The organism is Stenotrophomonas sp. YJH_SMC_20, assembly GCF_059367845.1.
Genome location: NZ_JCAFRG010000009.1, coordinates 65,123 through 88,654, shown reverse-complemented (window position 1 = coordinate 88,654; position 23,532 = coordinate 65,123). Strand labels below are relative to the sequence as shown.

Below are 23,532 nucleotides of genomic sequence, written 5' to 3'. Positions count from 1 at the left end.
GGAGCAGCCATGAGCCACTCGATGACGACGGAACTGGAAGAAGCACAGCAGGCGTACCGCGAGGCAGCGCGCGACTTCGCACAGGCCGAACTGGCGCCACACGCCGCGCGATGGGATGCGGAGGGCATCTTTCCGCGCGAGGCGATCGCCAAGGCCGGTGAGTTGGGCTTCTGCGGTCTGTACATGGACCCGGAAGTGGGCGGCAGCGGCTTGAGCCGGCTGGACGCCGCCGTCGTCATCGAGGAGCTCGCCAACGTCGATCCGTCGACGGCGGCGTACATCAGCATCCACAACATGGCCTCGTGGATGGTGTCCACGTGGGGCCAGCCGGCACTGCGCGATGCCTGGGGCAGCGACCTGTCCTCAGGCAGCAAGCTGGCCTCGTACTGCCTGACCGAGCCGGGCGCCGGTTCCGATGCGGCCTCGCTGAAGACCACCGCCGTGCGCGATGGCGACTTCTATGTGCTGAACGGCTCGAAGGCCTTCATCTCCGGCGCCGGGGCCACCGAGCTGCTGGTGGTGATGGCGCGCACCGGCGGTGCCGGTGCCGGTGGTGTCAGCGCCATTGCCGTGCCGTCGGACCTGCCGGGCATCAGCTTCGGCCGCAAGGAAGAGAAGATGGGCTGGAACAGCCAGCCCACCCGCGGCATCACCTTCGAAAACGTCCGCGTGCCGGTCAGCCACCTTCTGGGAGAGGAAGGCGGCGGCTTCAAACTGGCGATGAAGGGGCTCGACGGCGGCCGCATCAACATCGCCGCCTGTTCGCTGGGTGCCGCGCAAGGTGCGCTGGATGCCGCACGCCGCTACATGGGCGAGCGCCGCCAGTTCGGCAAGGCGCTGGCCGAATTCCAGGCGCTGCAGTTCAAGCTGGCCGACATGGTCACCCAGCTGGTGGCCGCGCGGCAGATGGTGCACACCGCCGCACGCAAGCTCGATGCCGGTGCCAGCGACGCCAACGTGTGGTGCGCGATGGCCAAGCGTTTCGCTACCGATGCCGGTTTCAACGTCTGCAACGAAGCGCTGCAGATCCACGGTGGCTACGGCTACATCCGTGAATACCCGATCGAACGCCTGCTGCGTGACTGCCGCGTGCACCAGATCCTGGAAGGCACCAACGAGATCATGCGGGTGATCGTTGCCCGTCACCTGCTCAACACCGAAGAGGAACTGCGATGAAGGATTGGCGTACCCAGGAGCACGTGGGCCTGAAGGTGGAGGTCGATGGCCACACCGCCGTGGTCACCCTGAACAACCCGCCGGCGCACACCTGGACCGTGCACAGCCTGTCGGCGCTGCGCGACCTGGTGGGCGCGCTCAACGCAGACCGCGACATCTACGCGTTGGTGATTACCGGTGACGGCGAGAAGTTCTTCTCCGCCGGTGCCGACCTCAACCAGTTCGCCTCCGGCGACAAGGCCGCTGCGCGCGAGGCCGCGCGTCGCTTCGGTGAAGCCTTCGAAGCGCTGTCCGGGTTCCGTGGCGTGTCGATCGCCGCCATCAACGGCTACGCCATGGGCGGTGGCCTGGAATGCGCACTGGCCTGCGACCTGCGCATCATCGAAGACCACGCCCAGGTGGCGCTGCCGGAGGCCACCGTCGGCCTGCTGCCGTGTGCCGGTGGCACCCAGAACCTGCCGCGCCTGGTGGGCGAGGGCTGGGCCAAGCGCATGATCCTGCTGGGCGAGCGCATCAATGCCGAGACCGCACTGCGCATTGGCCTGGCCGAAGAAAAGGTCGGCAAGGGCGAAGCCAAGGCACTGGCACTGGAATGGGCGAAGAAGGCCGGCAAGCAGAGCCCGACCAGCATCGCCGCCTGCAAGACGCTGGTACAGGCCACCCGCGCCGGCACCCACGCCTCGGCGCTGGTGGCCGAGCGCGAAGCCTTCGTCGACCTGTTCGACACCGCCGACCAGGTCGAGGGCGTAACCGCCTTCCTGGAAAAGCGCACCGCGCAGTGGAAGAACGCATGAGCATCGACACCGCTGCCGACGACGCACCGGTGCTGTTCGAAGAGCGCGTGGCCGGCAATGGCACGCGCATCGGCATCGCCACGCTCAACGCGCCGCGCACGCTCAACGGATTCTCGCTGCCGATGGCGCATCTGCTGCTGAAGCAGTTGAATGCCTGGGCCGACGACGACGGCATCGCCATGGTGGTGCTGCAGGGCGCCGGTGAAAAGGCGTTCTGCGCCGGCGGCGACCTGCACAGCCTGTACAAGAGCATGGTCGCCTTCCGCGAGGCCGGCCACAGCGACATCCGCCAGAACGCCTATGCTGCCGAGTTCTTCGACGTCGAATACCGCGTCGATTACCTCATCCACACCTACGCCAAGCCGATCCTGTGCTGGGGCCATGGCATTGTGATGGGCGGCGGCATCGGCCTGATGTCCGGTGCCAGCCACCGCGTGGTCAGCGAACGTTCCAAGCTGGCCTTCCCGGAAATCACCGTCGGCCTGTTCCCCGATGTCGGTGGCAGCTGGCTGCTGCCGCGGGTGCCGGCCAAGGGCGGCCTGTTCCTGGCCCTGACCGGTGCACTGCTCAACCCGGGCGATGCCATCTATGCCGGCCTGGCCGATGTGCACGTGGCCGAAGAGCGCCGCAGTGCAGTGTTCGATGCGCTGCTGCAGGTGGCCTGGTCCAGCCACCCCGCACACAACCACGAACGCCTGACCCACCTGCTGCAGTCGCATGCCAGTGATGCTGCGACCGGTCCACTGCTGGCCAATGCGGCACAGGTCCAGGCGCTGTGCGAAGGCGATGACCTGCAGGCCATCGTGGCGCGCATTACCGGCCTGCACACCGACGACGCCTGGTTGCAGGCGGCTCAGAAGACCCTTGCTGCCGGTGCGCCGGGTTCGGCGCGGCTGGCCTTCGAGCTTCAGCGTCGCAGCGCTGGCCAGGATCTGGCCGCGATCTACCGCCTGGAGTACATCGTCGCCCTGCATTGCGCCGCCCACGGCGATTTCGCCGAAGGCATCCGCGCGCTGCTGATCGACAAGGATCGCAATCCGCAGTGGAACCCGGCCACCCTGGCCGGGGCCACCGGCGCGTGGGCCGACACCTTCTTTGCTTCCCCCTGGGCCGATGCCGCGCATCCGCTGGCCGACCTGGGCTCTCCCCTTGTTGAAAGGAGCCTTGCATGAGCCGCATTGCATTCATCGGGTTGGGCAACATGGGTGGCCCGATGGCCGCCAATCTGGTCAAGAACGGCCACAGCGTGCGCGTGTTCGATCTGGTTCCGGCCGCGGTCCAGGCCGCCGTTGACGCCGGTGCCAGTGCTGCGTCGTCGGCACGCGACACCCTGGCCGACGCCGAAGTGGTGATCTCCATGCTGCCAGCCAGCCGTCACGTCGAAGGCGTGTACCTGGGCGACGACGGCATCCTGGCCGCGATCCCGGATGGCGCACTGGTCATCGACTGCAGCACGATCGCACCGGCCAGCGCGCGCAAGGTGTCAGAGGCCGCCGCCGCACGTGGCCTGCAGATGATCGATGCACCGGTCTCCGGTGGTACCGCAGGCGCCCAGGCCGGCACGCTGACCTTCATCGTCGGTGGCGAAGAGGACGCGCTGGAGCGTGCCCGTCCGGTGCTGCAGGCGATGGGCAAAAACATCTTCCACGTGGGCGCCAGCGGCGCCGGCCAGGTCGCCAAGCTGTGCAACAACATGGCGCTGGGCGTGATCATGGCGGTGACCGGTGAAGCCATTGCGCTGGGCGTGGCACACGGGCTGGACCCGAAGGTGCTGTCGCAGATGATGGCGGTCAGCACCGGCCGCAGCTGGGCCACCGAAGTGTGCAACCCGTGGCCGGGCGTGCTGGAAAACGCGCCTGCGTCGCGCGGTTACAGCGGTGGCTTCGGCAGCGATCTGATGCTGAAGGACATGGGCCTGGCAGTGGAAGCGGCGATGAGTGTCGGTGCCTCGATCCCGCTGGGCGAAGTGGCCCGCAACCTGTACTCGATGAACCACCAGGCTGGCCGCGGCAAGCTGGATTTTTCCAGTGTGGTGCAGCTGATCACCAGCGAGAAGTGACCTGGTAGTGCCGGCCGCTGGCCGGCAACCTCATGCCCCCCTGTGGGACAACGAAGGTGGGATGGGCGGATGTTCGGTTTCGACCGGCGTCCGCCCATTTTTTTCCCTCGCTCGGGTAGTGCCGGCCGCTGGCCGGCATCACCGCATCAGGCCACGACCAGCGTCACGCCGATGTTGCCGCGGGTGGCATTCGAGTACGGGCACACGATGTGCGCCTTCTGCACCAGCTCTTCGACCTGCTCGCGCGGCACGCCCGGCACGTTGATGGTCAGCTCGGCTTCGATGCCGAAACCGGTCGGGATCTGGCCGATGCCGACCTTGCCGGTGACGGTGGTGTCGGCCGGCAGCGCGACCTTGGCCTGGCCGGCCACGAACTTCAGTGCGCCCAGGAAGCAGGCCGAGTAGCCGGCGGCGAACAGCTGCTCCGGGTTGGTGCCCGGGCCACCAGCGCCGCCCAGCTCGCGCGGGGTGGACAGCTGGATGTCCAGCACGTTGTCGGAGGAGACGGAACGGCCTTCACGGCCGCCGGTGGAGGTGGCCTGGGCGGTGTACAGAACCTTTTCGATGGACATCGGGATGCTCCTGGTCGGTGGGTGGGTGGTGCGATGGAGACTACTTTGCCCGCTTTCCGCGTACGTTGGGTTGCAGAACGTACTAAAAAATTGATCGATCGTCCTGCGGGCCTAGATCGTCCACTCGCGGTCGGTGGTGAACATGATCGTCAACCAGCGGTCCGGCGAAGCCTCGCCCAGCGCATCGCCGATCTCATCACGCAGCTGGTCCCATTCCACCAGCGGCCGCGGTGGGTCGTTTTCCGGCACCACGAAGAACAGCTCGATCTGCTCGCCTCGCCCCACCTGGGCCACGTAGCTGCGGTGCTCGACGAAGCCGTGCTTGGCGACGATGTCGCGCGCCACCGCATCCACGTGCGCCTGCAGCTCCGGCGGGGTGACCAGCAGGATGCCGGCCAGCGCCCGGCGCACGGTGCCGAGCGGGGCGATCATCACCAGCACGCAGACGAAGGCAAGGATGGCCGGGTCGATGTACGGCCCGACCCGGGCCCAGGACGTGCCCTGCACCAGCACGCCGCCGAGGAAGGCCAGCAGGTAGCAGGCCGACATGCTGGCCGCGATCACCCAGTTCTTCGCATCCAGTGCGATGAACTCCGAGCCGATGCGGCGGTTGGCGCGCAGGATGAACCATGCCAGTGCGCCTTCGCCGACGATGGACAGCCCGGCGAAGGCGATGGCCGGGCCCAGCGCAATGTGGCGGCCCCCGGACATCAGTGCATCTACCGCATTGACCAGCGCATACAGCGCCGCGCCGATCATCAGCGTGCCGCTCACCCCCAGCACGATCGGCTCCAGGTGCCAGAAGCCCATGGTGAAGCGCTGGTTGAGCCGCGATTGCAGCGCATCGGTCTGCGTGGACAGCGCAATCAGCCGCGCCACCAGCAGTGACAGCCAGGTCATCACCACGTCGATCAGGCCGTAGATGCCGTCGAAGATGATCAGCGAGGAATTGGCCAGCAGGCCGAACACCACTGCGGCGGCGGCCAGTAGCAGCGAGGCGGCGATCGACAGGCGCAGCACGCCTTGTTCGGTGGCGGGGTCGAAGAACTGCGGGCGATCAGTAGCCATGCCCCGATTGTAGAGCGGCGCCATGCCCCGCGGCCTTTCGCGGCCGGTCGCGCTACCTTCGTGCGGCCGCTTCCCGTAGACTGCGCCCCTCCCACGTACCGACGCCCGCCTGCAGTGATCACGCCACCCTGACTCTTGCCGCACATCGGCAGCCGGCCCGCCCGGCTCAGGAACCCGTGTCTTTCCACTGCAGCGCCGCGCGGCCCCGCCCGCGTGCGCGCGGAGTTTTTCCATGCAAACGTCCTATCCCCTGCGCCAGCAATGGCTCGGCAACCTCCGTGGCGACCTGCTGTCCGGCATCGTCGTCGCCCTGGCCCTGATTCCCGAGGCCATCGCTTTCTCGCTCATCGCCGGCGTCGACCCCAAGGTCGGGCTGTACGCGGCGTTCTCCATTGCCGTCATCACCGCCATCGCCGGCGGCCGCCCCGGAATGATCTCCGCCGCCACAGGTGCGATGGCGCTGGTGATGGTCGACCTGGTCAAGGACCACGGCCTGCAGTACCTGTTCGCCGCCAGCATCCTGGCCGGCCTGCTGCAGGTGCTCGCGGGCGTGTTCAAACTCGGCTCGCTGATGCGCTTCGTCTCGCGCTCGGTCATCACCGGCTTCGTCAACGCGCTGGCGATCCTGATCTTCCTCGCGCAGATGCCGGAATTGATTGGCCGCGGCCCTACGGTCTACGTGCTGTGCGCCGCCGCGCTGGCGATCATCTACCTGCTGCCGCGTATCACCCGCGCCGTACCCTCGCCGCTGGTCGCGATCGTGGTGCTCACCGCCGTGGTGATCGGCTTCGGCATCGACGTGCGCAGCGTCGGCGACATGGGCCAGCTGCCAGACAGCCTTCCACACTTCCTCATTCCCGATGTGCCGCTCACATGGGAAACGCTGCGCATCCTGTTGCCGGTGTCGGCCACGCTGGCCGTGGTCGGCCTGCTCGAATCGATGATGACCCTGCAGATTGTCGAGGACATCACCGAGACGCCCAGCGAACGCAACCGCGAATGCGTCGGCCAAGGCGTGGCGAACACGGTCACCGGCTTCCTCGGCGGCATGGCTGGCTGCGCGATGATCGGCCAGTCGGTGATCAACGTGACCTCTGGTGGCCGCGGCCGCCTGTCCTGCCTGGTGGCCGGCGTGTTCCTGCTGGTAATGGTGGTGTACGGCAGCGACCTGGTGCGGCAGATCCCGATGGCTGCGCTGGTGGCGGTGATGATCATGGTCAGCATCGGCACCTTCAGCTGGCGCTCGCTGCGCGACCTGCGCACGCATCCGCGCAGCTCGTCTGCGGTGATGCTGCTGACCGTGGTGGTCACCGTGGCTACCCACGATCTGGCCAAGGGCGTGCTCAGCGGTGTGCTGCTGTCGGCCCTGCTCTTCGCGCGCAAGGTGGGCCACATGCTGGATGTGCAGCGCGACGATGCCGGTGGCACGCAGGTCTACCGCGTGCGTGGGCAGGTGTTCTTTGCCTCGGCGGGGCAGCTGGGTGCGGCGTTCGATTACCAGCACGTGGCGCCGAAGGTGCAGATTGACCTGCGCGATGCCCACCTGTGGGATCTGACTGCTGTGGCCGCGCTGGAGCGGGCGCAGGAAAAGCTGGCCGCGCACGGTGCGGAGGTGACGGTGGTGGGGCTCAATGCGGCCAGCCAGACGCTGATCGAGCAGGTCGGTGGCGCGCGCAGCGCGCACTGAAGTGGTAGTGCTTCAATGCCCGGGTCGGTTCTGGGGGCGGCTAAGCCTCCAGAATTTTCCTGAATCGGCTTTTCAGTGCGGTAGCGCCATTGCAGATGGAGAGTCCATATGTGGCCAGCGCCTTGGCAGACTCGGTGTCATCCTTGGCCTGCCATGAAAGGGCAGATAGCAGGGCCCTGCGGACGCGCGTGACCGAATTGAAGTGTGCCGGCGTCGAGTCGGCCTGAATGGCCGCGATCGTCAACGCTCCACAGATGGAATCGATGTCCTGGAACTGCGAAAAGAAGGGAAGGGCATTCTCCGTCAAAAGAGCATCCACCTCGGTCTTGAGCAGTTCAGCGTCCTGTTCAACGCTTATCCAATGGTCGCTTTTCCCTGCGGGAGCGGCCCTGCAGCTCACGTCGCAGTCGGTGTTGTTGAGGTTCGTGGTCTGATCCTTGCAACGCCCCGGGATGAAGCGGGCGAGCACACCGACATTGAGTGCGAGTGCTTTGCCGTCGCTTCTGGTCTGCAGTGAAAGAACATCTACGAAATGCTCGCGCACTCTCATGAAGGTCGGCCCGTTGCGCACAAATCCTGCGTCCTTCATTGAGGCGAAGGCGGTGTCCAAAGCTTGCCTTTTCATTGGGCCTCACGAGGCGAACATGGGCGGGAAGATGACTGCAGGTGGGGCATGCCATAACGGGTATGCCGGTGCGCTGTACTGAAGCCTATCGGCTGAAAAGGAAGGTGCAATGGGGGCTGGCGTCAGAACATGTCGCATTTGACGATAGCTGTGTGATCGCTGTGCCCAGCTCGGTGGGCCCCGATCCTGCACGACCTGCTGCGTTGCATGGGTAGCGCCGGGCGATGCCCAGCGAGCCCGGTACGCGCCTACCTAGATGTTCTCGCGGCCAAGACCCGATTCTTCGGCATTGCTGCCTGTGCCGCGCGCTCGCACCACTGTTCCAAGCGCCTCCTGAAAATGGCTTGCATTACCAGCCGCCAAGGCGGCGCTCAGATGGATGGCGACTGCGACGTCATCATCCAGATAGTCTGCGGGATCGAAGGGAATCGTCTTCAGCCTGCTCATTGCGAATCCAAGGAAAGCGTCTGCAACCTGCAACGCGTTGGACTGTACCTCACATGGCAGACCACCAGCTTGGTCGAGCTTCCCCGAGCGATGTAGTGCAGGGCATTGGACGGTGCCGTTCGATAGCGCACATTGACGCTATAGGCTGCGACTGCATCACTGCGACTTCATGGCTGCTGTTGCGGTTGCTGCATCTGTGGCCTGTGAACCCTGCCCAGGGTGGAAGAATCGCCGTGATCGTGCTCCGTTGTGATCCTCACGACGGAGTACTTCTTCCGGAATGGATACGCTGTTCAACAACGCCACCACGCTGCTGACCTATCTGCTGCCGGGCTTCCTGGCAGCCTGGGTGTTCTACGGGCTGACTTCACACCCCAAGCCACCGCAGTTCGAAAGGACCGTGGAAGCGCTGGTATTTACCTTCGTAGTCCAGGCGCTGGTCAAGTTCATCGAACTGATGCTCCTGCTGGCTGGTCGCTGCTTTGTGCTGGGGATCTGGACCGAGACCAGCAGCCTGCTCTGGGGGTTTGTCCTCGCCGGACTGCTGGGGACAGGATTGGCCCTCGCTGCGAACAAGGACTTTCTCCACGCGGGTCTCCGCCGCGCAGGCTTCACCACGCGGACGTCCCACCCCAGCGAGTGGTACTGCGTGCTCGGTACGCGTCCTGCTTTCGTGGTGCTGCAACTGAAGGATGGCCGTCGACTGACCGGCTACCCCAAGGAGTGGCCGATCAGCCCGGCTGCGGGACAGTTCTACATGCAGATGCCGGCCTGGCTCGTGGATGCGGATCCGCCAGATGAAGGTGCGGATCCGCTGGCAAACCCCGCCGTGGTGGAGCTTCCGCAGCTCGATGGCATACTGATTCACGCGGTGGATGTGCAATGGGTCGAGATTCTCCAGGAGACAGACAATGGCTAAGTTGAGGAAGGGTTCCAACCCACCACTGGACCAGCTGGTCGTATCCATGGAGAACGCAAACCCCAAGCTCCCCGAGGGCAGGAAGCGTCCGCTGCCACCGCCCAGCCCGCCCCGGCCGCCAGCCGGAAGCGGGCCCAACCGGCGCTTGCCGCGCGACTGACCGGGCGCATTCAGCCGGGCGGTGTAAACTATTGATCTCACTGGCAATGCCAGTCTCCACGATCAACGCCCCGATGACGTCCGCCACCGCCCGTTACGCCGATTCCCTGCGCCTGTCCGTTGCGCCGATGATGGACTGGACCGACCGCCATTGCCGCGTGTTCCATCGCGTGCTGGCGCCGGGTGCGCGCCTGTACACGGAAATGGTGCACGCCAACGCGGTCATCCACGGCGACCGCGAGCGCCTGCTCGGCTTCGACCGCAGCGAACAGCCGCTGGCGTTGCAGCTGGGCGGCAGCGATCCGGCCCTGCTGGGGCAGGCTGCGCGCATTGCCGCCGAGTGGGGATACGACGAGGTCAACCTCAACTGCGGCTGCCCGTCCGACCGCGTGCAGGCCGGGCGTTTCGGCGCTTGCCTGATGCGCGAGCCGGTGCTGGTGGCCGAGTGCGTGGCGGCGATGGTCGATGCGGTCGACATCCCGGTGACGGTGAAATGCCGCCTGGGCGTGGACGAAGACAACGATTACGACGTGTTCGCCGCCTTCGTCGACCGCCAGGTCGCCGCCGGTGCCGCAATGGTGGTGGTGCATGCGCGCAACGCGTGGCTGAAGGGCCTGTCGCCGAAGGAGAACCGCGAGGTTCCGCCGCTGAAGTACGACTGGGCCTACCGCCTCAAGCAGGAGCGCCCGGCACTGCCGGTGGTGATCAACGGCGGCCTGGCCAGCATCGAGGCGGTGCAGGCGCAGGCCGCGCACGTCGATGGCGTGATGCTGGGCCGCGCGGCCTACCACGACCCCTACCTGCTGCATCAGCTGGAGGCGCTGCACACCGGCGCCCCGCTGCAGGCCCGTGGTGACCTGTTGCGCGCGCTGCGCCCCTACGTCGAGGCGCGTCTGGGCGAAGGCCTGGCGCTGAAGCACATCACCCGCCACCTGCTCGGCCTGTTCCACGGCCAGCCCGGCGGCCGCGCATTCCGTCAGGTGCTGAGCGAGGGCGCACACCGCCCGGGCGCCGACTGGAGCCTGGTCGAACAGGCCTTGGCGGTCACCGAACGCGAAGCTGATCGCGCCGCAGCGTGACGTTGGTCACAGTCCTGACTTGACAAGGAGCGGCGATTCGTCCCGAATGTTCACCTAGATGAACAACTCGCGGCATCGCCCGGAAAAGTTCAGATCGGATTCACTGCCCCAAACCAAGAATTTGCAAAGGAATTGTAAAGGCCGGGTCCCGCACCCGGCTTCCGGATTTACGACTTTTGAACGAATCGCCGTGCTCGGCTAGGATCGCATCGATGTCTTCCGCTCCCTTCCATCGCCGCATTGCCCTGGCCACCTGCGTGGCGCTGTCGGCTGTGCCGCTGTCCTCGGCGCTTGCGCAGCAGCCGCCGCGCGGCGACCAGGGGCGGGCGGAGATGATGGAGCGGGGCGAGCGCGGTGGCCGTGGCGACGAGCGCTCGCTGTCCGATGCCGTGCGCCGCGTGCAGCGCACCACCGGCGGCCACATCCTCGGCGCCGAGCGTGTGCCGTTCGATGGGCGTGACATCAACCGGGTGAAGTACATGGACGACCGGGGCCGTGTCCGCTACATGGACGACCCCGCCCCGTCGCGTTCACAGCCGCGCACGCCGCGGTCGGATATGTCATCACTACGCGGCGATAACCCCTGAACAGGGATAGTTGTCGCTATCAACCCGTACCCCACAGGCCTCCGGGCCACACCCAGGACACTAGGGAGAGTTCATGCGTATCCTTCTGGTCGAAGACGAAGCCCCGCTGCGTGAGACCCTGGCAGCCCGGCTCAAGCGCGAAGGCTTTGCCGTCGATGCTGCGCAGGACGGCGAGGAAGGCCTCTACATGGGGCGTGAAGTTCCGTTCGATGTCGGCATCATCGACCTCGGCCTGCCCAAGATGTCGGGCATGGAGCTGATCAAGGCCCTGCGTGACGAAGGCAAGAAGTTCCCGGTGCTGATCCTGACCGCGCGTTCGAGCTGGCAGGACAAGGTCGAAGGCCTGAAGCAGGGCGCCGACGACTACCTGGTCAAGCCGTTCCACGTTGAAGAGCTGCTGGCCCGCGTCAACGCGCTGCTGCGCCGCGCCGCCGGCTGGAGCAAGCCGACGCTGGAATGCGGTCCCGTTGCACTGGATCTCGCCGCCCAGACCGTCAGCGTCTCTGGCAGCAATGTGGACCTGACCAGCTACGAGTACAAGGTGCTGGAGTACCTGATGATGCACGCCGGTGAACTGGTCTCCAAGGCCGACCTCACCGAGCACATCTACCAGCAGGACTTCGACCGCGATTCGAACGTGCTGGAAGTGTTCATCGGCCGCCTGCGCAAGAAGCTGGACCCGGATGGCGAACTGAAGCCGATCGAGACCGTGCGCGGCCGCGGCTACCGTTTCGCGATTCCGCGCAACGAGGGCTGAGCCGGCTCAGCCTGGCGAAACCATGATGTCCGGCCGTCTGTGGTTCTTCCGACGCTGGCGGCCGCGCTCGCTGCAGGCGCGCCAGATGCTTGCCGCGTCCGTGGGCCTGGTCGCGTTTCTGGCCCTGGCCGGTTACGCACTCGACGCCGCCTTCGCCGATACGGCGAAGGCGAACCTGCGTGAGCGCCTGAAGAACTACGCCACCGCCTACGCGGCCGGCATCGACTTCACCCGCGACCGCTCGCTGTACATCCGCGAGCAGCCGCCGGATTCGCGCTTCGACGTGCCGGGCAGTGGCCTGTACCTGCAGGTGGTGATGCCGCACGGCAAGGGCAATTCGATGTCCGCCGAAGGCCCGATGCTGCCCACCGTCGGCGGCGGCCTGCTGGCACCGCGCCAGGAAGTGTTCGAAGGCCCGCTGCCGATGATCCAGATCGACGGCAGCCAGGGCTCGGTGTACCGCTATGGCCTGGGCCTGGTGTGGGACGCCGACGCCGACCCGGCCACCGAATTCCCCTACACCATCTACGTGATGGAAGACTCGCGCGCGCTGGGCGCGCAGCTGCGCGTGTTCCGTGGCCGGGTCTGGTTCTACCTGGGCGGCATCGGCCTGATCCTGCTGCTGCTGCAGACCGTCATCCTGCAGTGGAGCCTGCGGCCGCTGCGTCGCGTGATCACCGAGCTGACCAAGGTGCAGCGCGGCGAGACCGAGCGCATGAGCGAGCGCCACCCGCGCGAGCTGGAGCCGCTGACCGACAGCATCAACGCCTTCATTGAAAGCGAGCGCGAGAACCTCGAGCGCCAGCGCAATACCCTGGCCGACCTGGCGCACAGCCTGAAGACGCCCATCGCCGTGCTGCGCACGCAGATGGACAGCGGTGCCGGCGATGGCGCCCTGCGCGAGGAGCTGGACGTGCAGCTGCAGCGCATGAACAACCTGGTCTCCTACCAGCTGGCACGTGCTGCATCGTCGGGCCACAAGCTGTTCTCCGCGCCGCTGCCGATTGAATCCAACGCCGAGGAGATCGTGCGCGGCCTGGAAAAGGTCTATGCCTCCAAGGGCGTGCTGTGCGAATTCGACATCGACCCGGCCGCGCGCTTCCACGGCGAACCGGGCGACCTGCAGGAACTGCTCGGCAACCTGCTGGAAAATGCCTTCAAGTGGGCCAACCGCCGCGTGTTGCTGACCGCGCAGCCGCTGCCGGCACCGAACGCGCGTCGCGCCGGCCTGCTGCTGGCGGTGGACGACGATGGCCCGGGCATTGCCCCGGACGACATCGGCAAGGTGCTGCAGCGTGGCGTGCGTGGCGACGAGCGCGTGCAGGGCCACGGCATCGGCCTGTCGATCGTGCAGGACCTGATCAAGGATTACCGCGGCGAACTGGCCGTCGGCCGTTCCAGCGAACTGGGCGGCGCCCGTTTCGAAGTGCGCTTGCCGCCGGGGCCGTAAGCCCCGCAAACGGTAGTGCCGGCCGCTGGCGGCACCCTCATGATCTTCGGTGGCATTGCCAAGGTGCCGGCCAGCGGCCGGCACTACCGTGTTTCGATCGTCGGCGGCTCGCCATAGAACCGCCGCAGCTGCGCGGCCACCTCCGGCAACGCCTGCTGCAGCAGATCCGGTGCCGAGAAGTGATACTCGCTGGTCACCGCGAAGAATTCTTCCGGCGCTTCGGCCGCATACGGATCGATCAGCGTTTCTTCGCCCGCATCCACCTGCGCGCAGAACGCATCGTAGGCGCGCTGGAAGATGGCCGCCCACTCACGCTGCCATTCGCGCGGCAGCGGCGGCGTGCCGTCCATCGCGCCATCCAGTGCATCCAGCTTGTGCACCATCTCGTGCACCGCCACGCAGTAGCCCTCGTGCGGCGTCGCCAGGTCGGCCTGCACATCGGCCCACGACAGGATCAGCGGACCGCTGTCCCACGATTCGCCAATCAGTTCGTCATCCCACTCATGCAGTACGCCGGCCGCATCCATGTGGCTGCGATGTACGCGGAATGCATCGGGGTAGACGATCAGCTGCGACCAGCCTTCCAGACCCACCTCGCCGAACTCCAGCAGCGGCAGGCAGCACAGCGCCGCCAGCAGCACGCCATCGCCGGCCTCCAGCTGCAGCTCGCCGATCGGCGTGATGGTCTTCTCGTGCAGGAAGCGCGTGGCCAGCACGCGCAGGCGTGCGCGGCGTTCGTCGTCCAGGCCGCGCAGCCAGGCCGCACGGCGGCAGGCCTCATTCCACAGTACATCGTCGATCGGCCGCGGCGCAGGTCGCAGCCACTGCAGCAACGACTTGATCAGCGGAACATTCCCGGCAGGTAGCTGTGCCACTTCGGTGCGCGGATGCGCTGCAGCACGTCGTCGTCGCTGCCACCGCCGCCCGTGCTGGTGTTGGCTGCCGGGCGGACCGGTGCCGGCTTGGTGGTGGCGGCCGAAGCGGTCGCGGTCGGTGCACGCTGCGAGGCGGCATCGCCGTTGGAGGACACGCAGGCGCCGCGGCTGTCGTCCAGCGCTGCCGTCGCAGACGCCGCGAAGGGCATCGTCAGCAGGATCAGGCAATGGGCATAGCGGCGCATTGACGACATCCACGTTAAGGGAAGGTGAGTTCCCGATTCTAGCCCGAACCCGGCGCCCCGTTGGAAGCCCCCGCAGAACCCAGCGTGGCGGGCGCCGCTGGCGGCTTTCCCGCATAATTCCTTCCTGACTTCGTGGAAGCTGCCGTGGACGACCGCCAATTGCTGGCCAAACTCGCTGCCGGTCGCCTCTCCGGCGACGCCCTGGCCCGTGAGCTGGGCCAGACCCGGGCGGCCATTTGGAAGCGTATTCAAGGACTTAGAGCCGCCGGTGTGGACATCGAAGGCCGTGCAGGTGAGGGCTATGGCCTGACCCGCCCGGTCGACCTGCTGGACCCGGATGCGATCCGTGCTGGCCTGCCCGCCGAGGTGCTGCCGCTGCTGCACGACCTGCAGGTGGCCTGGACGGTGGACTCGACCAATGCCGAATTGCTGCGTTGCAGCGCGCCCCAGCGCGGGGTGAGCGTCCTGCTGGCCGAACGCCAGACCGGCGGCCGCGGCCGTCGCGGCCGTACGTGGGCGTCGCCGCTGGCCGCGCACGTGTACCTGTCGGTGCTGCGGCTGTTCTCCGGTGGCCTCGGCCGCCTGGCCGGGCTGAGCCTGGTGGCCGGCATCGCCGTGGCCGAAGCGCTGCACGACCTGGGCTATACCCAGGCGCAGCTGAAGTGGCCGAATGACCTGATCGTCGATGGCAAGCGCAAACTGGTCGGCCTGCTGGCCGAGGGCGGTGGCGAATATGCCGGCCCGGCGCGCGCGGTGATCGGCATCGGCATCAACACGCACATGCCGCCATCCTGCGCCGAGCAGATCACCCAGCCGTGGGTGGACCTGGACACGCTGGCCGGCAAGCCGGTGGACCGCAACGTGGTGGTTGCTGCCGTGCTGGCGCGCCTGCTGCCGGCACTGGAAGAATTCGATCGCGAAGGCCTCGCTCCCTTTCTGCCGCGCTACGCCGCGTTCGACATGCTGGCCGGTCGCGAAGTACGGGTGGAACTGGAAGGGCAGTGGCAGCATGGCACCGCGCTCGGCCTGGCCGATGACGGCGCCTTGCGCGTGCGCATCGATGGCCGTGAGCGCCTGCTGCACGCCGGCGAAGTCAGCGTGAGGGCGGCATGAGCGATTGGTTGTTCGACCTCGGCAACTCGCGCTTCAAGTTTGCGCCGCTGCAGGGCGACCGTGCCGGTGACGTGCAGGCTTGGGCGCATGGCGCCGAAGGCATGGCCGGACAGCCGCCGCACAGCCTGCCCAGCGGCACCACCGCGTTCGTGGCCAGCGTGGCCGCACCGTCGCTGACCAGCGCGATGCTGGACCAGCTGCAGCGTCGCTTCGAGCACGTGCACGTGGTGCGTACCAGCGCCGAATGCGCCGGTGTGCGCATTGCCTATGCCAAGCCGGAAAAGTTCGGCGTCGACCGCTTCCTGGCGCTGCTGGCCGCGGCCAAGGCGCAGCGCCCGGTGCTGGTGGTGGGCGTGGGCACCGCACTGACGATTGACCTGCTCGACGCTGACGGCCAGCACCACGGTGGCCGCATTTCCGCATCGCCCACCACCATGCGCGAAGCGCTGCACGCCCGTGCCGTGCAACTGCCTGCTACCGGCGGCGACTACAGCGAATTCGCCAACGACACCGCCGATGCGCTCGCCTCCGGTTGCGATGGCGCCGCAGTGGCGTTGATCGAACGCAGCGCCCAGCAGGGGCACGCGCTGCTGGGCGTTGCACCGTCGCTGCTGGTGCACGGGGGCGGCGCACCGGCGCTGATGCCGTTGCTGCCCGGCGCCGACTACCACCCCTCGCTGGTGCTGGATGGTCTCGCCCGCTGGGCGGTGCACCAGCCCGCAGGCTAGTATCCGCGCATGCTGACCCGTGCCCTGATCGTCGTACTGGCCATCCTCAACCTTGGCGTCGCCTGCTGGTGGCTGCTGCGCGATGCACCACAGAAGCCTGCGCCGCCACCGCAACCCACGGGCGTGGCCGAGCTGCGCTGGGTGCCCGGTGGCGTGGATGCCGCCGCGGCCGCCGAAGCCACGGCTGCCGCGCCGACCGCGCCGTTGATGGAGCGCGAGCCGGCGGAGAAGACGGCCGTGGCTGTAACGCCGGCGCCCGCCGCCCCGGCGAAGCCGGAGAGTGCCAAGCCGCAGGCGGCTGAGGCTACGCCGGTTGCTGCCGCTGCCATGCCGGCAACACCGCCTGCATCAGCCCAAGCGCCGGGAAAACCCGCAACCCCGCCCGAGGCTGCCGAACCGCCGCGCTGCGTCGCACTGGGCCCGTTTGCCGACCGCGCCGCCGCGGCCAATGCGCAAGGCAAGGCCGGCACGCTGCTCAGCCAGGTGCGCCTGCGCGAACAGCCCGCTGCCAGCGGCAGTGCCCGTTACCGGGTGATGCTGCCGGCCGCCGCCAACCGCGAAGAAGCCCAGGCCACCGTGAAACGCATCGTCGCCGCCGGCCTGAGCGACTACTACATCATCAGCCAGGGCGAGGAGGCCAACGCCGTGGCGCTGGGCCAGTACCGCAACCGCGAGGGCGCCGAGCGGCGCATGGCGGCGGTGCAGGCCGCCGGCTTCCAGCCGCGCCTGGTGGCCAGCGGCGACGCCGGCCAGTGGTGGCTGGAAGGGCAACTGGCGGCGGGCACGCAGCCGGCCCAGGCCCAGCAGCGCAGCGGGGCGGCACAGAGCCGGTCGCTGGATTGCACGCGGTTGCGCTAGAATCCCCGGACCGCGGCGCTGCCGCCGGTGCGCCACCACGCCGCTTTAGCTCAGTTGGTAGAGCAACTGTCTTGTAAACAGTAGGTCATCCGTTCGATTCGGATAAGCGGCACCACTCGGGAAGTGCCGAAACGCCTTTAAAACAGGGGTTTCAACGAAAAAGGCCAGCGCGGTGCGCTGGCCTTTTTGCGTCTACCGGGAAAATTACCGGGAAAATTAGCGACTTTTTTTGGTTTCACGGCCGCTCTTACCACCGGTACGGAATGGTCGTACAGCTGACGCATGGCCTCGGTGACGTGGCCGCCAGCGGCCTTGTCCTCGCTGTCCGTGATTCCCCGATGTTTCAGGCCGTGGAGGGCGAAACGCTGGTCCTTCTCAATCACGCCCTCACCAACCGCGCGCCTGACCATGCGTTGCCAGGCACTGTCCAGGGCTGATTTCGTGAGCGCGGTTCCGGACTCCGAAACGAGAAGGCGTCGCTGCTCCGGTTTGATCGGTATGCCGCTGGGCCGAGCGGCGCCCACGCTGCCGGGTGTGTTCCGCGAGGCGGTGCGCAAAGCGGACAAGCACCATCTGACGGCAAACCGACCGACCTGATGCGCCAGTTGGTGCGCATCCGCGAGCAGGGCGGGCACATCCTCGATCCATTCGTCGGCTCCGGTACCACGCTGGTGGCTGCGGAAGCTGAAGGATACAACTGGACTGGCGTAGGAATAACCAGCGACTACTATCAGGTCGCTCACTCAAGACTTGCAGGCGCTTGACGGGTGCGCAATAGCAGCAAGGCCGCTCGAAGCGGCCTTGCTGCCTTCATCTCATCGAAAGATGCAGTAGGGCCAGCAATCGTCTATGTCAAATAGCGAAAGGACTGCGGAGCAGCGGTCGTGCCAATCAGTTCTGTCAAGGTAATTGGAGAGTCGTAGCGCTTGGCGGACTTTACCTTGAAAGCATGCGCTGTGCTCCGTCCCTTAAAATACGAGTTGAAGAAAGTCTTTGTAATCCCAGAAAACTCATGAGTCATTGCCCACAGATCCTTTGGGCGATGAGACATGCATCTATCGACTTCAAATTCACCGATGATCTTTCCAACTGGCATCGTGGCGTAGATCACGACAGTGGTGACACCCTTCGCCTTAGGAAGTGCCTTCCGAAACTCAAAGCGCTTTCGTCCGTCGAGAATCTTCTCTGCGTACTCAGGCTTGATTGACAATAAGACTTTCATCGATTTCGCCTAGTTGGGCAATGTGGTGTAGCTGCTCAAAGGTCAACTGCATGAAGCCATAGTACGCATCTCTCGAGAGACCGACTTCCTCGATCAGTCGAGCGCGATTGGGTCGCTTCTTCAGCGCGACATTGTATGTGAACTTGAAGATGTTCGGATACCTGCCCGTGCGCCAGAAGCCTTCTAGTTCCGCTTCAGTGAAGATGCTGTAGGGGCTGCAGTACGCTTTGAATTCCTCCTTTGTCTTGAAGGTGCTTATATGTCTCGATTCTTCCACAACACCTATGCTCGTTGCGACTGACTCGAACCAAGCTTTGCCTTTGTTCGGTGCAGGGCGGTAGATGACCAAGACATCGTTCGGCTTCAGGCCTTCCGTGCCCTTCATCGCTGTTAAGTACACCTTATGGATGCTGTTGGTATGAGACACATCCTGCACCAAGTCCTGATTTTCCGTTCGCAGAATGGAGTCCGGAAGCAACCGCGTGTGCCACTCCGGATAGAGAGACAGCAAGTAGCATCGGTTGTTTCCCACGGGGATGCTGGGATAGCTCGTTACTGCGTCGGTGTAGGCCGCTTTGAAGTCCTTCTGCAGGACCAGTTCTTCACCGTTTTGGGATGTCTTGCTTGCGACGTTGATGAAACCATGCCGCTCAAATAAGCGAATCAAGCCGTCGTGCTTGGCAAACACCGTCACATAGATCAAAGCTGTGCCATGGTGGATGGCATGGTCGAACACCTTCTTAAGAAAGCGCTCGCCCAAGCGAGATCCAATTGAATTGAGCTTGAATGTGCCGACTTTGATCCGCCGTTCAGCTGGCAGGGGAGGCGACACGTCATCTATCGGTCCATCCTCCGTCTTGAGGTAAAGGAACCCGTCGATCCCGCCCTTGTCACGCTTGAAAATGTAGGCCCGTTCTTCTGATTTTTTCTGAAACCAGGTCGGAAATTCTTCGTAGTCAGCCTTGAGGCTGTCAAAGAACGGATCCGACAGATCTATGTTCTTAAACTGCTCGTAAGCCAGTTCCGCACTTTGAGACATTCCTTTCTCCTATGAGTGACTCGCGCAGCGCGATCAGTTCCTGCGCCCTTAAATCAGGATCATAGCCGAGCGGCGCTGAGGTGCGTCAGGCGGGGCGCCAAAGCTCCTGAGAACAGGCACAGTTCAAGGGAAAGCCTGGGTTACGGTCGAGGCCAGCCTGCCAGCCTGCCAGCCCAGCGCCCTTAAGCACTTCCGGTCATGTCCTCCGTGGGCTGTGCCATTGACAGACTCTGGCAACAAGGCAGGCGGTTGATGACGGTTCTAGCTGGTGGAGGCCGAAGGAAGCGACTGGGACTTGGGCCTCGCAGCCCCGGTCTAGACCCCGGCGCGCGCGCTCCCGCTGGAAATGCGATCCCATAAATCCATGCAGTGAGGGGACTGAGGCATGGGCACAACGCCGCCGGCCGCCGGGCTAGGTATAGGCAGCTCGATCAGAGCCGCTGGCTGCTGCGCTGGAAGTACCGGGGAAATTGGCCTGAGCGTCTAGCAACTGCAAGTGTTCCACGTCAGCGACCGGGCAAATGGTGCCGCCGAAGCCCAACTATCTCTCAAACAGTAGGTTATCCGTTCGATTCGGGTAAGCCGCACCATTGGGCATCTGCTAATCCCTCTCTGCAGAGGCCGCGCGTTGGCCAGTCGGGCGCCGATCCCGGCCCACTCCTTCCTCCTTCGCTGCTCTTCCTCGCGACGCGTGATGCGTCGCTGTGCGCTTCTCTGCCCGCGATCCTCATGGTTGAAAGCATGTAGCCAGTAGGCTACATTTGAAGATCCAGCGTACCCGTCAGTTCGCGACATGGATTGACGCTCTCAAGGACGTAACCGCACGCGCTCGCATCCTGGCCCGTATCGGTCGGCTCGCTGAAGGCCATCCCGGTGATCACCGCTATCTGGTGGATGGCGTTTCTGAATTGCGTATCGATGCAGGACCGGGTTACCGCGTGTACTACACCCAGCGCGGCAGGCAGTGGGTGATTCTTCTGGCTGGAGGCGACAAGGGTTCGCAGCGGCGCGATATAGAGACGGCCAAGGAGATTGCGTGTTCCCTGTGAGCATCGAACTGGCTGTAGGCGAAACGACTCAATACCGAAGTACCGGAGCTGTCCCATCATGGCCATCAAGAGAAAAATCGAACTCAAATCATTTGATGTGGCCGAGCATCTTCGGACGCCGGAGGAGATGGCGGCTTATCTCGACGCCTGCATCGAAGAAAGCGAGGGCGATTCTGCCTTCATCGCCAAGGCGCTTGGCGATATCGCTCGCGCTCAGGGCATGAGCAAGGTTGCGCGTGCGGCAGGCCTGTCGCGCGAGAGTCTGTATCGCGCACTGTCCGGCGAGCGCAGCCCTGATTTCGCGACCATCCTGAAGGTGACCCGGGCCCTGGGTGTGCGATTGCACGCCAGCGCAGCATAAGCGCATGCGCCGATCATGATGCGTCGGCACCGCGTCGGTCGAAGGCGCTGGAACGAAAATGAAGGAACCGCTTTTCGCCGGTTTTCTCGCCCCAACCCGGTGAGTCAGCTCAATGTGTGACGTGGGCAGATCCTTCGATCAACGCCGCACACACATTGCGACCACCGCAGCCTCAGCTACGTACCTGCAACGCCACATACTCGGCCAGCCCCCGGCAGGCCAGCATCAGCCCTTCGCGCGTGCCATCGCCGATATCGTCCTTCTCTTCCCCGTCCACGCGCACGCGTTCGGCGGCGTGATATAGCTCCAACAGCGACACCAGACCCACCGCAGCGCGATCCCGGCGTGCGGCGGCCACGGCCTGGCCGGGTGTGCTGGCGGGCCCCGTCCACGGCTGTCCATCGGCGGTGTCCCCGGCCTGGATGCGCTGCAGGCAGCCGGGCAGGTTGATCGGCGCGGGCGCCTCGTTGGCGGCGGCGAAAGCGGCTTCCAACGGCTGCGCCAGTTCGGGTGGCAGGCGCAGCGCGGCCTCGCCCAGGGTGGCGGTCAGGTACGGGTGATGGGTCTTGGGCATGCGGGCGTCCTCGTCGGCAACAGAGGTGCCACCCGAAGAGGGTGGCGGGCGATGCGTGGCTTCCAAGACCGGAAATCGATGAGCCGGTGGGCACGGGGCCCCCACGCACCGCCCGCCGTCGATCGGCGAACGGATTGCCAGCCGGCGCCGCTCTGGGAAGACGGCGCCGGCTGGCAAGCGTATACAGCTTCGATTAAACGGGCTTGGAAGTCCCGGCCACCCTTGCAGGTGGCGATTCATCATGCGCACGTGAAATCACCGCCTGTCAGTCGTTTGTTTCGATGACATCGGGTGATCTGAAAGGAAAAATGAATTATCGCGATTGGCCCGTTTCGAGCATCGCAATGCCAGAAGCGACATATAGAGCGGGGCTGCAATCCACCGCGAATCCGGCGCCGTCCTCGCTATCGTGCTGCCCATCACGACCCACGTGGTGAAGCTGGCTCAACTGCGTGACGCCGATCAAGCGGCGCTGAGTCTGTGTTCCATGATGGCAGACAGGTATGTGGTTGCTCGCGTGTGAATTGACCTGCAGAAGCACGCCAATGGTGCTATCACGTGGTGCCATCAATCCTCCTGGGTGGGGAGGGACGGCTTGGCCGGCCCGACTGTGACTTTGCCGGAGCCTCCGCCGCCGCCTCCACCGTAGCTGCCGCCGCTGATGGGCCCGGTGTAACCGCCGCCGCCACCGCCACCGCCATTGCCATTCCCGCCGCCGCGAGGGGGAGGGCTCGTTGTGATGGGCTCACGCGAAGTCCCATTCCAGTCCTGGCTATCGGTCATTTGGTAGGTCACGCAGTGGGACGCGTTGCAGACGATGACCTTGGATCCTGGTTGGATGGACTCATTGATGGTTCCAAAATTTTTCTTGTTCGTCACCTGCGTGTATCTGGTCAGGAACGCTCTGGTAGCTGTGTCTGGAAGTGGGGTCTGCCCACGACACGGTGTGCAGGACGCTGGGCCGAACACGGTTGAAGGGTTGCCGAAAGGCCAGATTGCATGCGCGAATGGAAGTGCGGCGAATGCTGCCAGGACCACGATTGCCGCAATAATTATCTTTGTTCTCATATTATTAAGCCGTTTGTCTATTTTTGGTTTGTAGGATTACCAATCGAACGTCATTGGCAGCATGATTGGTAGATTTCTCCTGAGATTTCCTGCGCACGAATGATCTGCTCTGCCTGCATGCTGCTGGACAGGCGACTTATCGATTCCGCCGAGTACTGGCTTGGATGCACGCGGTGCAGGGCCATCCAGTAGCCGAGGCTCCTGGTGTAGGAGCGCTCGGCGACTATTCCTCTGTCATAGATGTTTGCGAGCGCTTCGATGGAATCCAGGTTTCCTGAAGAAACAGATTCGTCCAGATACTCCACAGCGTTCCGGCGAAAGTCGATCAACCTGCTGGGATCAGAGAGGACTTCGGTGAGATTGCCGATGGCGGCGCGAGGGTTCTGGGCGTACATCAGTCGGGCTTCAATGGACCCTTGAGCGGCTGCCAGTGACAGCCAGTTTTCTCCCGTGATGTCGGTTCGTTGGGCAATCGCCTTGCAGTTCTCGATTTCTTCTTCGATACGCCTCGAGAACTGCTCGGCAAGTCCCATGGATGAGTACACCTTGTACTCACTGTCGTCGCCCGGATCGAGGGCTCGTTTGCAGCTGGCAAGCCTCGAGTGTATTTCGTAGCTTGCTTGGCCGTCGCCAGATTTTGATCGCTGCATTCTCTGGTCAATGTAGTTCGTGGCATCGCCTCTGTATTCGGGAGGCCTGATGTCGATCAGGAAAGCTTTGGGTCCCAACGTGATGCGCGCATTGACCGTCGCGGTGGATCGCTGTTCAGCGGTCCTTGCCGTACGCGGATCGGCTATTTCATGGGTTGAAGCTTCATCCACCGACGCCAGAAGTGGCGCGTGCTCTGCCGAGGAGGTATCGGCGCCGGATACCGAGCAGGACGCGGTCAACACCGTGAGCGTGCCGATACACAGGCGCTTGCTGAGTGGCGCCAAGAAGCCGGCTGGGAGTCTGCTTCGATTCAATGCGGGAACATCCTTGCCTCCAATTTGGGCGAGAACCTTCGCTGCACTGAAGGGAA

The 23,532-nt window shown here is 64.9% G+C and carries 25 protein-coding genes, 2 tRNA genes and 2 pseudogenes; 18 read left to right on the top strand and 11 right to left on the bottom strand.

The genetic code is table 11. From position 1 onward, the window contains the following. Positions 1–9: 9 nt before the first annotated feature. The 4 genes from AC5P6A_RS15520 to mmsB are packed head-to-tail and all read left to right on the top strand — an operon-like array spanning position 10 to position 4,029. A complete protein-coding gene (locus tag AC5P6A_RS15520; protein WP_346715224.1) occupies positions 10–1,176 on the top strand; it encodes an acyl-CoA dehydrogenase family protein in 1,167 nt (388 codons plus the stop codon). Further along, positions 1,173–1,970, top strand: a complete 798-nt coding sequence (locus AC5P6A_RS15515; protein WP_019661849.1) for an enoyl-CoA hydratase — start codon at positions 1,173–1,175, stop codon at positions 1,968–1,970. Before AC5P6A_RS15520 ends, AC5P6A_RS15515 begins: the two co-directional genes overlap by 4 nt. Further along, positions 1,967–3,142 (top strand): enoyl-CoA hydratase/isomerase family protein, encoded by a 1,176-nt coding sequence (locus AC5P6A_RS15510; RefSeq protein ID WP_346715223.1) that lies wholly within the window; start codon positions 1,967–1,969, stop codon positions 3,140–3,142. The genes AC5P6A_RS15515 and AC5P6A_RS15510 overlap by 4 nt, the downstream gene beginning before the upstream one ends. Then, a complete protein-coding gene (gene mmsB / locus AC5P6A_RS15505; protein WP_021203766.1) occupies positions 3,139–4,029 on the top strand; it encodes a 3-hydroxyisobutyrate dehydrogenase in 891 nt (296 codons plus the stop codon). The genes AC5P6A_RS15510 and mmsB overlap by 4 nt, the downstream gene beginning before the upstream one ends. A 146-nt stretch (positions 4,030–4,175) precedes the next feature. Here the strand turns inward: mmsB and AC5P6A_RS15500 are convergent, their stop codons facing one another. Next, positions 4,176–4,601 (bottom strand): organic hydroperoxide resistance protein, encoded by a 426-nt coding sequence (locus tag AC5P6A_RS15500; RefSeq protein ID WP_346715222.1) that lies wholly within the window; start codon positions 4,599–4,601, stop codon positions 4,176–4,178. Positions 4,602–4,712: 111 nt separating this feature from the next. Continuing rightward, entirely contained in the window at positions 4,713–5,693 is a 981-nt protein-coding gene (locus tag AC5P6A_RS15495; protein ID WP_155028811.1) for a cation diffusion facilitator family transporter, read from the bottom strand. A 208-nt stretch (positions 5,694–5,901) separates the two neighbouring features. Here AC5P6A_RS15495 and AC5P6A_RS15490 point away from each other — a divergent pair, with 208 nt between their 5' ends. Next, positions 5,902–7,356, top strand: coding sequence for a SulP family inorganic anion transporter (locus AC5P6A_RS15490; RefSeq protein ID WP_058979773.1), 1,455 nt, complete (start codon positions 5,902–5,904; stop codon positions 7,354–7,356). Between the two features lie 40 nt (positions 7,357–7,396). Here the strand turns inward: AC5P6A_RS15490 and AC5P6A_RS15485 are convergent, their stop codons facing one another. Both AC5P6A_RS15485 and AC5P6A_RS15480 read right to left on the bottom strand, forming a co-directional pair. Further along, positions 7,397–7,966 (bottom strand): DUF4304 domain-containing protein, encoded by a 570-nt coding sequence (locus tag AC5P6A_RS15485; RefSeq protein WP_495222342.1) that lies wholly within the window; start codon positions 7,964–7,966, stop codon positions 7,397–7,399. 267 nt (positions 7,967–8,233) lie between these two features. Next, positions 8,234–8,428, bottom strand: coding sequence for a helix-turn-helix domain-containing transcriptional regulator (locus AC5P6A_RS15480; protein WP_346715221.1), 195 nt, complete (start codon positions 8,426–8,428; stop codon positions 8,234–8,236). A 280-nt stretch (positions 8,429–8,708) separates the two neighbouring features. Here AC5P6A_RS15480 and AC5P6A_RS15475 point away from each other — a divergent pair, with 280 nt between their 5' ends. The 5 genes from AC5P6A_RS15475 (at position 8,709) to AC5P6A_RS15455 (ending at position 13,379) form a co-directional block, all read left to right on the top strand. Then, positions 8,709–9,347 carry a DUF6338 family protein gene (locus tag AC5P6A_RS15475; RefSeq protein ID WP_058979776.1) on the top strand — a complete coding sequence of 213 codons (639 nt, stop codon included), beginning with the start codon at positions 8,709–8,711 and terminating at the stop codon, positions 9,345–9,347. Between the two features lie 206 nt (positions 9,348–9,553). Further along, positions 9,554–10,585: a tRNA dihydrouridine(20/20a) synthase DusA gene (gene dusA, locus AC5P6A_RS15470; RefSeq protein ID WP_134729685.1), complete on the top strand. Its 1,032-nt coding sequence runs from the start codon at positions 9,554–9,556 to the stop codon at positions 10,583–10,585. A gap of 212 nt (positions 10,586–10,797) precedes the next feature. Then, positions 10,798–11,172, top strand: coding sequence for a hypothetical protein (locus AC5P6A_RS15465; RefSeq protein ID WP_058979781.1), 375 nt, complete (start codon positions 10,798–10,800; stop codon positions 11,170–11,172). Between the two features lie 73 nt (positions 11,173–11,245). Beyond that, entirely contained in the window at positions 11,246–11,929 is a 684-nt protein-coding gene (locus AC5P6A_RS15460) for a response regulator transcription factor (RefSeq protein ID WP_053520384.1), read from the top strand. A 25-nt stretch (positions 11,930–11,954) separates the two neighbouring features. Then, positions 11,955–13,379, top strand: coding sequence for an ATP-binding protein (locus AC5P6A_RS15455; RefSeq protein WP_032953760.1), 1,425 nt, complete (start codon positions 11,955–11,957; stop codon positions 13,377–13,379). 83 nt (positions 13,380–13,462) lie between these two features. Here AC5P6A_RS15455 and AC5P6A_RS15450 read toward each other — a convergent pair whose 3' ends face one another. Together AC5P6A_RS15450 and AC5P6A_RS15445 are read right to left on the bottom strand one after the other, a co-directional pair. Next, the gene (locus tag AC5P6A_RS15450; protein ID WP_167692750.1) at positions 13,463–14,254 is read right to left on the bottom strand and encodes a M90 family metallopeptidase; all 792 of its coding nucleotides are present in this window, start codon (positions 14,252–14,254) and stop codon (positions 13,463–13,465) included. After that, the gene (locus tag AC5P6A_RS15445) at positions 14,221–14,499 is read right to left on the bottom strand and encodes a hypothetical protein (protein ID WP_005411956.1); all 279 of its coding nucleotides are present in this window, start codon (positions 14,497–14,499) and stop codon (positions 14,221–14,223) included. Before AC5P6A_RS15445 ends, AC5P6A_RS15450 begins: the two co-directional genes overlap by 34 nt. Positions 14,500–14,643: 144 nt before the next feature. Here AC5P6A_RS15445 and birA point away from each other — a divergent pair, with 144 nt between their 5' ends. The 4 genes from birA to AC5P6A_RS15425 all read left to right on the top strand — a co-directional run bounded on the left by birA (position 14,644) and on the right by AC5P6A_RS15425 (position 17,313). Next, on the top strand, positions 14,644–15,612 hold the full coding sequence (birA, locus tag AC5P6A_RS15440; RefSeq protein WP_180877558.1) for a bifunctional biotin--[acetyl-CoA-carboxylase] ligase/biotin operon repressor BirA: 969 nt from the start codon (positions 14,644–14,646) through the stop codon (positions 15,610–15,612). Further along, positions 15,609–16,340: a type III pantothenate kinase gene (locus tag AC5P6A_RS15435; protein WP_019661840.1), complete on the top strand. Its 732-nt coding sequence runs from the start codon at positions 15,609–15,611 to the stop codon at positions 16,338–16,340. The genes birA and AC5P6A_RS15435 overlap by 4 nt, the downstream gene beginning before the upstream one ends. A 9-nt stretch (positions 16,341–16,349) precedes the next feature. Continuing rightward, positions 16,350–17,198: an SPOR domain-containing protein gene (locus AC5P6A_RS15430; RefSeq protein ID WP_171953272.1), complete on the top strand. Its 849-nt coding sequence runs from the start codon at positions 16,350–16,352 to the stop codon at positions 17,196–17,198. Between the two features lie 39 nt (positions 17,199–17,237). Then, a tRNA-Thr gene (locus AC5P6A_RS15425) sits at positions 17,238–17,313 on the top strand. A gap of 130 nt (positions 17,314–17,443) precedes the next feature. Here the strand turns inward: AC5P6A_RS15425 and AC5P6A_RS15420 are convergent. After that, positions 17,444–17,716, bottom strand: a pseudogene (locus tag AC5P6A_RS15420) (site-specific integrase); the annotation flags it as partial. Between AC5P6A_RS15420 and AC5P6A_RS15415 the strand changes: the two are divergent. Continuing rightward, a pseudogene (locus AC5P6A_RS15415) lies at positions 17,697–17,962 on the top strand (DNA methyltransferase); the annotation flags it as partial. The pseudogenes AC5P6A_RS15420 and AC5P6A_RS15415 sit on opposite strands and share 20 nt — an antisense overlap. Positions 17,963–18,045: 83 nt before the next feature. Here the strand turns inward: AC5P6A_RS15415 and AC5P6A_RS15410 are convergent. After that, positions 18,046–18,420 (bottom strand): ASCH domain-containing protein, encoded by a 375-nt coding sequence (locus AC5P6A_RS15410; RefSeq protein WP_005420601.1) that lies wholly within the window; start codon positions 18,418–18,420, stop codon positions 18,046–18,048. Further along, entirely contained in the window at positions 18,392–19,459 is a 1,068-nt protein-coding gene (locus AC5P6A_RS15405) for a GNAT family N-acetyltransferase (RefSeq protein ID WP_171953273.1), read from the bottom strand. The genes AC5P6A_RS15410 and AC5P6A_RS15405 overlap by 29 nt, the downstream gene beginning before the upstream one ends. 509 nt (positions 19,460–19,968) lie before the next feature. Here AC5P6A_RS15405 and AC5P6A_RS15400 point away from each other — a divergent pair. The 3 genes from AC5P6A_RS15400 to AC5P6A_RS15390 all read left to right on the top strand — a co-directional run bounded on the left by AC5P6A_RS15400 (position 19,969) and on the right by AC5P6A_RS15390 (position 20,869). Next, positions 19,969–20,049, top strand: a tRNA-Glu gene (locus AC5P6A_RS15400). 171 nt (positions 20,050–20,220) lie between these two features. Then, positions 20,221–20,508, top strand: a complete 288-nt coding sequence (locus AC5P6A_RS15395; protein ID WP_171953274.1) for a type II toxin-antitoxin system RelE/ParE family toxin — start codon at positions 20,221–20,223, stop codon at positions 20,506–20,508. 58 nt (positions 20,509–20,566) lie between these two features. Continuing rightward, positions 20,567–20,869: an addiction module antidote protein gene (locus AC5P6A_RS15390; RefSeq protein WP_171953275.1), complete on the top strand. Its 303-nt coding sequence runs from the start codon at positions 20,567–20,569 to the stop codon at positions 20,867–20,869. Between the two features lie 172 nt (positions 20,870–21,041). Here the strand turns inward: AC5P6A_RS15390 and AC5P6A_RS15385 are convergent, their stop codons facing one another. Together AC5P6A_RS15385 and AC5P6A_RS15380 are read right to left on the bottom strand one after the other, a co-directional pair. Then, on the bottom strand, positions 21,042–21,443 hold the full coding sequence (locus tag AC5P6A_RS15385) for a hypothetical protein (protein WP_014645627.1): 402 nt from the start codon (positions 21,441–21,443) through the stop codon (positions 21,042–21,044). Between the two features lie 1,118 nt (positions 21,444–22,561). Further along, entirely contained in the window at positions 22,562–23,476 is a 915-nt protein-coding gene (locus AC5P6A_RS15380; protein ID WP_180877580.1) for a hypothetical protein, read from the bottom strand. Positions 23,477–23,532 lie beyond the last annotated feature (56 nt).